This is a genomic window from [Flexibacter] sp. ATCC 35103 (assembly GCF_001975985.1).
Taxonomy (GTDB): domain Bacteria; phylum Bacteroidota; class Bacteroidia; order Flavobacteriales; family Flavobacteriaceae; genus Flavobacterium.
Map to the genome: position 1 here is coordinate 25,540 of NZ_MTQF01000012.1, position 12,560 is coordinate 38,099.

Annotated in this window: 11 protein-coding genes and 1 tRNA gene; 4 read left to right on the plus strand and 8 right to left on the minus strand. The window is 33.2% G+C overall.

Annotation, left to right across the window (positions count from 1 at the left end; genetic code table 11):
- Window positions 1-22 precede the first annotated feature (22 nt).
- Window positions 23-2,194, minus strand: a complete 2,172-nt coding sequence (locus tag BXU01_RS20845; protein ID WP_083695118.1) for a S9 family peptidase — start codon at window positions 2,192-2,194, stop codon at window positions 23-25.
- A 182-nt stretch (window positions 2,195-2,376) separates the two neighbouring features.
- Here BXU01_RS20845 and BXU01_RS20850 point away from each other — a divergent pair, with 182 nt between their 5' ends.
- Together BXU01_RS20850 and BXU01_RS20855 are read left to right on the plus strand one after the other, a co-directional pair.
- On the plus strand, window positions 2,377-3,690 hold the full coding sequence (locus BXU01_RS20850; protein ID WP_083695120.1) for a hydroxymethylglutaryl-CoA reductase, degradative: 1,314 nt from the start codon (window positions 2,377-2,379) through the stop codon (window positions 3,688-3,690).
- Between the two features lie 112 nt (window positions 3,691-3,802).
- Window positions 3,803-4,723, plus strand: a complete 921-nt coding sequence (locus BXU01_RS20855) for a GYDIA family GHMP kinase (protein WP_083695463.1) — start codon at window positions 3,803-3,805, stop codon at window positions 4,721-4,723.
- A gap of 65 nt (window positions 4,724-4,788) precedes the next feature.
- Here BXU01_RS20855 and BXU01_RS20860 read toward each other — a convergent pair whose 3' ends face one another.
- The 7 genes from BXU01_RS20860 to BXU01_RS20890 all read right to left on the minus strand — a co-directional run bounded on the left by BXU01_RS20860 (window position 4,789) and on the right by BXU01_RS20890 (window position 11,733).
- The gene (locus BXU01_RS20860; RefSeq protein WP_083695123.1) at window positions 4,789-5,208 is read right to left on the minus strand and encodes a hypothetical protein; all 420 of its coding nucleotides are present in this window, start codon (window positions 5,206-5,208) and stop codon (window positions 4,789-4,791) included.
- A 283-nt stretch (window positions 5,209-5,491) separates the two neighbouring features.
- Window positions 5,492-7,591 carry a peptidylprolyl isomerase gene (locus BXU01_RS20865; RefSeq protein ID WP_083695125.1) on the minus strand — a complete coding sequence of 700 codons (2,100 nt, stop codon included), beginning with the start codon at window positions 7,589-7,591 and terminating at the stop codon, window positions 5,492-5,494.
- Between the two features lie 108 nt (window positions 7,592-7,699).
- Window positions 7,700-8,962: a hemolysin family protein gene (locus tag BXU01_RS20870; protein ID WP_083695128.1), complete on the minus strand. Its 1,263-nt coding sequence runs from the start codon at window positions 8,960-8,962 to the stop codon at window positions 7,700-7,702.
- A gap of 3 nt (window positions 8,963-8,965) precedes the next feature.
- Window positions 8,966-9,160, minus strand: a complete 195-nt coding sequence (locus tag BXU01_RS20875) for a hypothetical protein (protein ID WP_083695131.1) — start codon at window positions 9,158-9,160, stop codon at window positions 8,966-8,968.
- Window positions 9,161-9,162: 2 nt separating this feature from the next.
- Window positions 9,163-9,720 (minus strand): LPS export ABC transporter periplasmic protein LptC, encoded by a 558-nt coding sequence (gene lptC / locus BXU01_RS20880; protein ID WP_055097279.1) that lies wholly within the window; start codon window positions 9,718-9,720, stop codon window positions 9,163-9,165.
- A 52-nt stretch (window positions 9,721-9,772) separates the two neighbouring features.
- Entirely contained in the window at window positions 9,773-11,005 is a 1,233-nt protein-coding gene (locus tag BXU01_RS20885; RefSeq protein WP_083695134.1) for a hypothetical protein, read from the minus strand.
- Window positions 11,002-11,733 (minus strand): type III pantothenate kinase, encoded by a 732-nt coding sequence (locus BXU01_RS20890; RefSeq protein WP_083695466.1) that lies wholly within the window; start codon window positions 11,731-11,733, stop codon window positions 11,002-11,004. Before BXU01_RS20890 ends, BXU01_RS20885 begins: the two co-directional genes overlap by 4 nt.
- Before the next feature lie 99 nt (window positions 11,734-11,832).
- Here BXU01_RS20890 and BXU01_RS20895 point away from each other — a divergent pair.
- Window positions 11,833-11,905: transfer RNA gene (locus tag BXU01_RS20895), tRNA-Phe, on the plus strand.
- 56 nt (window positions 11,906-11,961) lie between these two features.
- Window positions 11,962-12,249: a GIY-YIG nuclease family protein gene (locus tag BXU01_RS20900; RefSeq protein WP_083695137.1), complete on the plus strand. Its 288-nt coding sequence runs from the start codon at window positions 11,962-11,964 to the stop codon at window positions 12,247-12,249.
- Window positions 12,250-12,560: the final 311 nt, after the last annotated feature.

The following is a 12,560-nucleotide window of genomic DNA, read 5'->3' on the forward strand; positions in this document are numbered from 1 at the left end:
GTTAAAGGTTAAAAATTTTAGATTATAAATTTTCTTTGATAAAGTTAGTCATTTTATTATAAAGCTGAATTCTCGTCTGACCGCCATAAATACCATGATCTTTGTCCGGATATATCTGAGAATCAAATTGTTTATTAGCCTGAATCAACGCTTCCATCATTTGCATAGAATTCTGCACATGAACGTTGTCATCACCAGATCCGTGAATCAATAAAAACTTACCTTTTAATTTATCAACGTGATTTATTGGAGAGTTTTGATCATATCCGCTTGCATTTTCCTGTGGAGTCTGCATGTATCTTTCTGTATAAACACTGTCATAAAAACGCCAGTTTGTTACCGGAGCAACAGCAATTGCCATTTTAAACACATCGTTTCCTTGAAAAATACAGTTTGAAGCCATAAAACCACCATAACTCCATCCCCAGATTCCAATTCTTGATGCATCAACATAAGGATAAGCACCTATTACTTTTGCAGCATCGATTTGATCTTCTACTTCGTATTTTCCTAATTGTTTTTGTGTTACCTTCTTGAAATCAGCACCTTTATAACCTGTTCCTCTACCATCTACACAAGCCACAATATAACCTTGCTGCGTAAGCATCATAAACCAATACTCATTAGAACTTCCCCATTGATTTACAACTTGTTGAGATCCAGGACCTGAATATTGAATCATAAAAACAGGATATTTTTTAGAAGCATCAAAATCTTTTGGCTTCATAATCCATGCATTTAGCTCGTTTCCTTTAGCTGTTTTTAAAACAAAAAATTCTTTGGTTGGCAAATTATACCCTTTCAATTTCTCCGCAAGTGCCTGATTGTTTTCTATAACCTGAATTTCTTTTCCAGTTTTAGCTTCGTTTAAACTGTAAGTTACAGGTTGAGAAGCATTCGAAGAAGTATTTATAAAATACTGAAAATTAGGACTAAAAGTAGCTGCGTTTGCCCCAGTATTTTTAGATAAACGAACTTTGTTTTTTCCGTCTAATCCTATGCGGTAAATATCTCTGTTGATAGAACCATTTTCTACAGACTGGTAAAAAATAGTTTTGTTTTTTTCGTCGAAACCGTAATATGAAGTTACTTCCCAGTTTCCTTTTGTAACCTGATTTTTAAGCTTTCCTGTTTTATCATAAAGATAGATATGATTAAAACCGTCTTTTTCGCTTGTCCAGATAAAACTATTATCTTTTAAGAATGTTAAGTTATCAGTAACATCAACATATGCTTTATCTTTTTCGTTCAAAACTACTTTTGCAGTTGCTGTAGTTCCGTCAACAAATACCAAATCAAGATTATCCTGATGGCGGTTTAAAACCTGAGCAGATAATATATTATTGTCATTTGTCCACTGTAATCTTGCAATATAGAAATCATTATAATTGGCTAAATCAACTTTTTTAGTAGTATTTCCCGCTGCATCATATACATGTAACGAAACTTCTGAGTTTTTTTCTCCTGCTTTCGGATATTTGAATGTTTCAATAGTTGGATACAAGTCTTTTTTGAAAATTGACATTGAGTATTCAGGAACCTTACTTTCGTCAAAACGAATATAAGCAAGCTTCTTACTGTCTTTGCTCCAATCAAAAGCCCTTACAAAAGCAAATTCTTCTTCATAAACCCAATCCGTAATACCATTAATAATGGCATTCTTTTTTCCATCAGTTGTAACTGCTGTTGATTTTTTTGAAGCTACATCATATACATAAAGATTGTTTTCTCTGGCATACGCAATTTTAGTCCCGTCAGGAGAGAAAGTAGGCTCCTGAATCTGAAAATCAAAAAGTTTAGTTAATGATTTAGATGCTATATCATATAAAAAGTAATCTGCCGTAAAGGAGTGGCGAAAAATTTTATTAGTATTACAAGCAATTAGTATCTTTTTTTCAGAGGCATCAAAAGTATAACTATCAATTCCCTCAGCAAGTGCTGCATGATTTTTAGTGTCAATTAAGTTCGATACTTTTTTTAGTGTTGCAAAATCATATAAGTCAATCTGCATACTTCTACTTGCCTGATCTACATTTAAAACAGTATATTGATCTGTATTCTTTAAAGATTGCAATTCGTCCATGCCTTTTGCCCGAAATACCCCACCATAAATATCTTCGATAGTAATTTTTTGTTGACCAAAAACAGTAGCAACTAAAAATAAAAGTATTACAGTAATTTTACTTGTATTCATTAGAATTATTTTAAATATAAAAAAGAGCCCAATTTTAGTAAAAAAAATGAACATAATACACATTTCAACTGTTAAATGTTAAAAAAAATAACGTTTGCGTACTTTTCAAATTTCAAATACTTTGCAAACAAAACTCTTAAAATGGTATCTTTGCCGCGACATTATTATTTAAAATACTGAGAATGAACAACGCTGTTGCCGGATTTTCTAAATTATCCAAAAAAGAAAAAATAGACTGGATTGCCAATACTTATTTTTCAAACCCTGAAGAAGCGCTGAATATTATAAGAAATTACTGGAATTCAGACGAAAAGCTTCAACAATTGCATGATGAATTCATTGAAAACACCATTACAAACCTATATATACCACTTGGAGTAGCTCCTAACTTCTTAATCAACGGAAAATACAAAACGATTCCAATGGCTATTGAAGAAAGTTCAGTGGTTGCAGCCGCATCAAAAGCAGCAAAATACTGGTCAATCAGAGGCGGTTTTAAAGCAACCGTAATCGATACTGAAAAGATTGGTCAGGTACACTTTATTTACAGCGGCGATGCAGAAAAACTTCAATCGTTTTTTGATCAGATAAAACCTAATTTTTTCTCTGAGACACAAAGCATTACAAAAAATATGCAACAACGTGGTGGAGGAATTTTAGACATTAAACTAAAAGACAAACGCAGTTTATTGGAGAATTATTTTCAGCTTCATGCAACTTTTGAAACAAAAGACAGCATGGGCGCCAATTTTATCAACTCGTGTTTAGAACAATTTGCAACCACTTTGAAAGATGAATTTCAGAATTCAGATTTATTTTCTGAAGATGAATCCCTAAAGGTTGTTATGAGTATTTTATCTAATTATGTTCCGCATTGTGTTGTAAGAGCCGAAGTTTCGTGCCCTATCGAAGATCTGAAAGAAAAACATATCGATAATCCGCAAGAATTTGCTGAGCGTTTTTTACAAGCAGTTCAAATTGCCGAAGTTGAACCTTTTAGAGCCGTAACCCATAATAAAGGAATCATGAATGGTGTTGACGCCGTAATTCTTGCCACCGGAAATGATTTTAGAGCTGTTGAAGCCGGCGTTCACGCTTATGCTTCCAGAAATGGCCAATATGCAAGTTTATCCCATGCTAAAATAGAAAACGGGATTTTTACTTTCTGGCTTGAAATTCCGTTGGCTTTAGGAACTGTTGGCGGATTAACCTCTTTACATCCTTTAGTAAAATTATGTTTTGATATTCTTGAAAAACCTTCTGCGCAAGAATTAATGCAAATTGTTGCTGTTGCAGGTTTGGCACAAAATTTCGCCGCTTTACGTTCCTTAACTACAACCGGAATCCAGGAAGGCCATATGAAAATGCACCTAAATAATATCATCAACCAATTTGAGGCCAGCGAAGAAGAACGCCGTTTAATAAAAACCCATTTCAAGAAAAATGCGGTATCACATAGTGCCGTTGTAGAATTTATTGAAAATTTAAGAAGATAATTTAGTCAGAATCAGAAGCTATTCCCGCTATTCGTTGCAATCTTTTATGCCCCCCGAAGCTTCGGGACTGTACAAAAGGATTTCCACTACTATCGGGGCTAAAAAACCAAGAATGAAAACAACTTTTTACAGTAACGGAAAACTCTTAATTACAGGCGAATATTTAGTATTAGATGGCGCAAAAGCGTTTGCATTACCTACAAAATTTGGACAGAATTTAATTGTAGAAAATGGCTCAAATCAAGAAATTCAATGGAAAAGCTACAATTTTGATGAACAACTATGGTACGAAGACACCATTTCATTTTCAGAAATCATTACTAATGCAGCTACTGAGATTGAAACTGTAAAAACAACTTTAATCAATATTCTTCACGAAGCTTACCTTTTAAATCCCGATTTTATTACTAATTCTCAAGGATACAAAATCATCACACAACTAACATTCCCTAAAAATTGGGGATTAGGCACATCATCGACTTTGTTAAACAACATTGCACAATGGACCCAAATTGACGCTTTTACACTGCTTAAAAACAGCTTTGGAGGAAGTGGTTATGATATTGCCTGCGCACAAAATAACACTCCCATTATTTACAGTCTTGACGAAAATTCGTCAGTAGTAGAACCGGTTACTTTTAATCCGGACTTTACGCAGCACATTTACTTTGTTTACCTTAATAAAAAACAAAATAGCAAAGCAGCTATTAGCGCATATTATAATAACAAAAACCAGAATCTCGCCCATAATATTATTGACAACGATAAAATTACCGAAGCGATCTTACAAGCAAAAACCCTTAAAGAATTTGCCCATAATGTCGAAAAGCATGAAATTCATTTAAGCAATATTTTAGAAATTCGCACGATTAAAGAAATCGCTTTCCCTGATTTTAATGGTGTAGTCAAAAGTCTGGGTGCCTGGGGCGGTGATTTTGTTATGGCAATTTCAAAAGAAAATCCGCAAACCTATTTTAAATCAAAAGGATATGAAACAATTCTTTCCTATGATGAGATGATTTTACAGAAATAATTATTCGTTTTTGCGATAAGACCTAAAACAAAAAAAGTAAACTAAATAGTTTACTTTTTTTATACTTATGATGTTTTTTCAAGATGGCGAACTTTCTGAGTTTCTAACTCATTAGACTCAATTAATGTGTTATGTAAACGTTCTGCCATTTTTTCTATACTATTTGTAATAGAATCATAGACCACTTCCATTCTGCGGTGTTTCTCTTCTTTAACGGCTCGCAAAACATCTTCTACAAAAATCTTATCGTATTTTTCAGCAACAGAATCACGGGTATTTGTAAGTCTGATCACATAATCGTTACTTAATATAGTAACCTTAAAATGCTGCTCCTCGTTACTTAAATAGTATTTGCCGCCCAATTCATCAACATTGATGTCAGTACTGCCAACTTTTAAAAGCTCCGTAATTATTCCGTAAATATGATTTTCTATTTTGGAATATACCCGAGGTTTTCTTTTGAACAAATTAAACTTATAAAACATTCAGCATCTGATTATTAAAGTCGTTTCTTTTCATTAATATTTTTATTCCTTACCTAACACTTACGTAAAAAATTTTACGTTATTAGAATTAAAATTCGGACAAATTAACTGTAATAATTTGAATATCACAAATATTTTAAATTATATTTCCATTATTCCCATGTAGTTAAATAAATAGATAAAACATTTACTACAAAACAGTTACAAATTATATTTAACAAAAAACCCGAAACATTCAAAGGAATGTTTCGGGTTTTATATTTAAACCTTAATTACTAAAAAACTAGTAATTAAATTGTAGTCTGTTATCTTCAATTTTAGCATTGTTTTTCAAAGCTGGTAAAATTCTGCTTGCGTCAGATGCGCTTTGAGCTTTTACTTTAGCAACATATTCAGCATGATTAGCAATTGCAGGCGCTTTTACAGTACTAATGTTTTTTACCACATAAACTCCTGTATTTCCTTCAATTGGAGCAGATACTTTATTTGCAGCTAATGCAAATGCATTACCAACAACTTTAGGCTCTTGTCCAACTCCTCCAGGTAAAACCGGATTATCCATAGTTACATTTGCTGCTTGTTGAACTGCAACACCAGCACTTTTAGCTACAGCTTCGATAGTAGAACCTGTCATTTTAGCTTTAAGCATTTCAGCTTTTTTCTTGTTTTTCAAGATTGACTCAACATAAGGTCTCGCCAATGTTACAGATACTAAACCAGATTTGTTTTCGCTTTTGTATTGTGCAATTACGTGACCAATATTAGCGATTTCAAAACGTTTTACATCACCTGTATTAGTTTCTTTATCATAAGCCCATCTAATAATGTTACGTTGGTTTCCTAAAGGACCAAACGCTTCATCCATAGCTTTTGCAGTTACAGGAGGAGCAACTTTTAAGCCTAACTCTTTTGCTGTAGCATTAAAATCTTTATCAGCAGCATCCATTTCGAATTTAGTTGCCAATGTAAATACTTTATCAGAAGTAGCTTCAGAAGGCTCAATTTTTTGAGCAATTGTAGCTAAACGAATTCCGTCTTGTTTATCTGTAATTTTGATGATGTGAAATCCAAAAGGAGTTTCAACTAAACCAACTTTTCCAATTCCGTTGTTGAATACAAAATCATTGAATGGTTTTACCATTTGGTTTGGTCCAAAATATCCTAAATCACCACCTTGTTGTGCAGATGAATCATCAGAGCTCGTAAAAGCCAACATCATGAAACTGTCCGGATTTGCCTGAACCTGAGCAAGAATTTCTTCTGCCTTAGCTTTAGCCTCTTCTTTAGTTCTTTTTTCTTTTTGGTTTGGAGTTTGAGATCCTTCATAACCAATTAAAATATGACTTGCTTTTGCATTAACACCAGCTTTAAATCCTAAAGATTTAGAGATAGCATAATATTTTCCGTAAACATATGGTCCGTAAATTGCTCCCGCAGGCAAGCTGAATAATTTATCAGCATCTACAGCTGGTAAAGCATTTTTAGGTACATAAGTAGAATCGTAAGGAACATCAGAATTTGAGTTTACAAATTCAGCAATGTTAGTTGCGTTTCTAAAACCTGGCAAAGTATCGTTTTTACCTGTTTTAGCATTGTACTCTACTCTTCCGTTTAATAATGCAGTGATTTTAGCTTTGATTTCAGCTTCGTCTTCTTTTGAAGCTTTATCTTCTACTAAAACATATTGAATTTCACGAGTAGCATCTGCTTTGAATTTTTTCTCGTTTTTCTTCATGTAATCTACAATTTCCGAATCAGAAATTTTTACTTCGCTATCTTTTATAGAAGAATATAAAGCTGCAGCATAAGCAAAGTTTACTTTGTTAGCTTCCATTTCATATTTTAATTTCCCTTCACTAGCTGTAGTATAAAGACCTGCTTTTACTAATGTATTGTAGATTTGAAATTTTGCGTTTAACTCAGCATCTTTTTCTTTTTCAGAAATATATTGCGCTGCTTCAGGATTAGCTTTAAAGTATTCTTTAAACTTTACAACATCAAAAGCACCAGCTGCGTTCAAAAACATTGGGTTTTTACCAATATTTGGATCTGATTTTAAAACTTCAAGTAAGTGTTTTTCACCAACTCTTAATCCTAATTTATCAAATTCAGCTGATAATAATGCGATCGAAACCTCTTGATCCCAAACTCTGTTTGCAGCTTCAGTGGAAGTAATTCCTTGTCCACTTTTTTCAACATTACTAACTTTAACTCTAAAGTCTTCAAATGAAATATCTTTTCCATCGATGCTTCCTACATCTTTTGAACTTTGACCGAAACTTCCTCTGGTGAAAAGATCTTGTATTATAAATGCAAATAATGCAAGTGCAATAACTCCTATCAATAAAGCGGAACGCTGTCTAATTTTTGCTAAAACTGCCATTTTTATTATCGTTAATTTTATATTCAGTTTGCGAAAATACAATTATCTAGTTAATAACAATACAACTAGCGTTTTATTTTACACAATTTTTTTCATTAATTAAAAAAATCACTCTTTTATTGTCAATTTAACCAATTCAATTTTCTTATTTGTGGCTTCTTCAATTACAAAATAATAGCTGTCAATCACTATTTCTTCGCCCTTTTGAGGGATTTCTTTTGTAGAATTTACAATAAATCCTCCCAGGGTTCCGTAAGAATCTTCTTCAGGAATATTCAACTTATAAGTTTCATTTAAATACTCAACATCTAATCTGGTCGAGAACAAATACTTACCTTCACCTAATTCCTCTTCAATCAATTCCTCTTCTTCAGAATCGTGCTCATCTTCAATCTCTCCAAAAAGTTCTTCTACTATATCCTCAATGGTTATAATTCCTGAAGTTCCTCCATATTCATCTAAAACAACCGCAACATTCTTTCGTTTTTTAATCAATAAATTCAGAGCATCTTTTATCAGGATGGTTTCCGGAACAAACTCAACGGTCATCAAAACTGATTTTATTGTTTTAGGCTTTTTAAACAAATCAAACGAATGCACGTAACCCACAATATCATCAAGCGAGTTTTGGCTCACCACTATCTTAGAATAACCGGTTTCGACAAACAATTCCTTAAGATCTGTAATACTATCGAATAAATCTATATCTACAATCTCTGTACGCGGCGTCATGATATCACGCGCTTTTACGCCTGAAAACTCTAAGGCATTCTGAAAAATCTGAATTTCTGAATCTAATTCTTCATCATCTTCTACAGAGTTCATTTGCTCTGTGATATAATTACCCAGTTCAATTTTACTAAAATACAATTGTACCTGATCGCCTTCTGTTTTGAAAAATTTTCGCAAAACAAAATCCGAAATCCAGATAAAAAATGTCGAGATGTAATAAAACAATCTGTAAAACAGATAGGCCGGAATTGCAAAAAACTTAATCAGTGAATTGGCATAAATCTGAAAAAAAACTTTTGGAAAAAACTCCGCAGTTATCAAAACGATAAAAGTCGAAATTATGGTTTGAACCAATAAACTAGTGGCATCAGAAAAATGAAATCCAAAACTTCCAATGCATTTCAGGACTAAATCTCCCATGTAAAAACCATAAACTACCAATGCTACATTGTTACCAATAAGCATTGCAGCAATAAATTTTGAAGGATTCTCTGTAAGTTTAGTCAGGATTTGGGATAAAAAATTATCTTGTTTTTTCTCTATTTCAAGATAAATTTTATTCGAGGAAATAAAGGCTATTTCCATTCCTGAGAAAAAGGCTGATAGTATTAAACATAGTATTATAATACTAATTTCCATTTTTTACTGTTTTTTATAATGGTCGTCAAATTTCTTGGCGTATTTTCTCCTGAAGAAAAACATAAAAACGCTTACTCCTGCAACTATAAAGCTCAACCAAGGGTTTTCACCAGGTGAATTTAGCTTCGTAATACCATCATAAATGAAAGCAGCTGCAATTAATAAATAAAGATATTGTGTGTATTTTAAAATGCCCATAATTATATTTTTTCGTCTGATTCTATTTCACCGCTTACACGCTGTGAATTAATTACTTTAAAATCTTTACTAAAATCGATGCCCTGACCGTAAGAAACTCCTTTTGCATCTGTAAGTTTAAATTTTCTTTCGGTATAAAACCATTCATTTTTCTGATCAAAGTACAATTGTTCCGTTTCAAGCATTTGCCCGGTTTCTGACGTAATTTTTACTTTTCCCTGTAAATCTATTATCTGGGTTGGCTTATAAGAAACGGCATAATTTGACACAATAAAAGTACGCTTTTGTTTTTTATCATATAAAGTAACATCAATTCCTTTTGGAAATTCAGTAAAAGGAAAATCCAGATTAGAGTAATCTAACATTTTACGGCTTTTTAGAACCGCAGTTATAAGACCTGAATCTGTATATTTTATATTTACTGTATCTGCATCACTTCCGGGAACAAACTCTGAGAAGTTAATTTTTTGAACTTCTTTAAAATTACTTTCACATCCAAAAAACAGTGTCACAGCAAAAACTGTGACAACGGTTATAATATATCTTTTTGGTAAATTCATTTGCCAAATGTAGTAAATTGTAATGAGCTTAGAAAAACATAAAAGCGAACAATTAGTTGAATTTGCTTTTCACGAACCATCTGTCGTTAAAAGAGAAGCTCAAACTAAAGTTGACATAATTTTCCTGAACTAAATCTGCAGAAGTAGTACCTCTTTTTCCAAATTCTAACCCAACGTTAACATTAGAAAAAGAACCATTACCAAGCGGAATTCCAGCTCCTAAACTCATACCAACATCATTAATTGATTCGTTGTTAACAATCAAACCAAGTTTTTCATATTTAAGACCGGCTCTGTATGTAATTCTGCTAAGATAACTTGTAAACGATGCGTAATTAGGAATATAATATCCACCTACTGCATATTTTTGATATTTTTCATAGCTTATATTATCCGCAGCATTGTAATAATTGGCAAGTTGTCCGTTACCTTGAAACGCTAATGTTGTACCTACTAACCATTTTCTGGGTTGCCCAATACCGGCACCAAATGTTACTTTGTTTGGTATCTTCAATTTATCTTCATGCGGAGCTCCTTCATAAGGATCTGCATCACCATCTACAGAAATAACCCTTGTATTATTTGCCGTTAAATTACTTGCAAAACTATAATTCAAACTGGTAAACAAAGTCAATTTTTTATCAATTTTTGTTTGATACATGGTCCCGATATTAAAACCAACACCAGATACTTCAGACGCATTTGTTTCTGCAGTAGCATTTTGAACTCCAGTAACAAGCTCAACGCTTGTAGTTGTAATTTTACCAAAATTATATTGTGCATCAGCACCAATAGTCCAGTTTTTTTTAATTTTATATCCTAAACCAAAAAACACTCTGTTAATTCCACCTTTTCCCTGAAGTTGTGTACTTGTTGCTCCTTCTGTTCCTGTATTGTCGTTTTGAATTTTATACCCAACTGAACTTACGGGAATCAAACCAAATGCTGCTCCAAACTTTCCCATTGGGATTCCAACCGCTAAATAATCAAAAGTTGATCTTTGTGCTTTTTCAGATTTATCTGTAGTTTTTAATACGGAACTTGCAAAAGTACCTCCAACAGTAAAAGTAGTTTGTCCCAAACTGGCGTAACTGGACGGATTTTCAATATTCAAATGGATACTATCCTGCTCTACCGAAACCCCGGCCATAGACCTGTTTTCCAGAGTCCCTTTAAATCTGACATCACCAATCCCAAAGAAAGAATAAGGAGAAGCAGTACCCTGTTGAGCAAATGAAACGAACGAGATAAGCAAACAAGCGCTTACTATAATTTTTTTAATCATTGTCGATTTTTATATTGAAATGTTTGGTTCAAACTCTCTAATAGAAAATTTGAATTGGCAAATATGGTATTTTTTAATCGTTTAGCCAAAAAATCTGCATCTCCTCCCGTTAAAATTATTATAAAATTTGAAAAGTTTGCCCGATATTCATCGATAAAACCGTCAATCTCATAGACGAAGCCATTGACAACTCCGGAATGAATCGCTTGCGCTGTAGAGTTACCTATATATTGTTCCGGCAATTCGAAAGTGAGCAAAGGCAGTCTGGCCGTGTAATTGTGCAGGGCTTCATAACGCAATCGCAAGCCGGGAGAAATCGCCCCGCCCAGATAATTATCGTTTTCGTCGATGAAATCGTAGGTAATGCAAGTTCCTGCATCAATCACCAGTCTGTTTTGTTTAGGAAACTGCAAAGTTGCGCCAGCTGCCAAAACCATTCTGTCGATTCCTAAAGTTTTTGGGGTCGCATATTTATTTACAAAAGGAAAAACATCCTCGTGGGTCAAAAAATGGATCTGTAAATCATTTTCGAAAGCCAAAAAAGATTGCTTTTCTACATTTCCAACGGATGCCACAACCAAATCTGAGCAATTTTGAAATTTTTCTAAAATATTTTTGATTTTTTTTTCAAGTTCATCTTTCTCAAAAACAAAATTCTCCAGAACAGTATTTCCCTCAAAGACAGTAGCTTTAATTCGAGTATTACCAACATCGACAGTTAAAATCATGTTTACATTTTTATAAACGCGAAGATACGAATTCATTTTTTTTAAAAAATGTTTTGGATAAACGAAAAATGATTCTATCTTTGCACCCGCAATCAGCACGGTGCCTTAGCTCAGATGGTAGAGCAATGGACTGAAAATCCATGTGTCCCTGGTTCGATCCCTGGAGGCACCACCGTTAAAACCCGAATAGTAATATTCGGGTTTTTTGTTTTTTAATACTTTCTACAAATGCATTATCTATATATCCTTTATTCTGATTCATCTCAAAAATTCTACATTGGAGAATCTAATAATATTGAAGAAAGAATTTTAAAACATCAAAACCATTTCTATTCAAACTCATTTACAAAAATTGCTGAAGATTGGAAAATTGTTCTAGCATTTGAATGTAACGATAAGCAAGAGGCAATCTATTTGGAAAATTTTATTAAACGTATGAAAAGCAAACCTTTCAATACCAAAATAATTAATGATCCCTCTATTTTAAAAGATATCCTTTCTAAAAGAAAATTATAATTTGTCCCTTGTTCTCCCGAAGCCTCGGGACTGGAGGCACCACCGTTAAAACCCGAATAGTCCCGAAGCTTCGGGATTCGGGTTTTTTGTTTTTAAATCCTTTTTCAAAAATTCCAATCTAATTCCGATAAGTTTTACTGCTAGTTTGTCATTTCGAGGAACGAGAAATCACATCACATATTCACGGTTCGTTGCTCTCTGGATGTGATTTCTCGTTCCTCGAAATGACAAAAATGCATCAATTACAACTTTGTGAACTTTTCTTTTTTGTTACACGCAGATTTTGCAGATTGAGCAGATTTTCAACATAT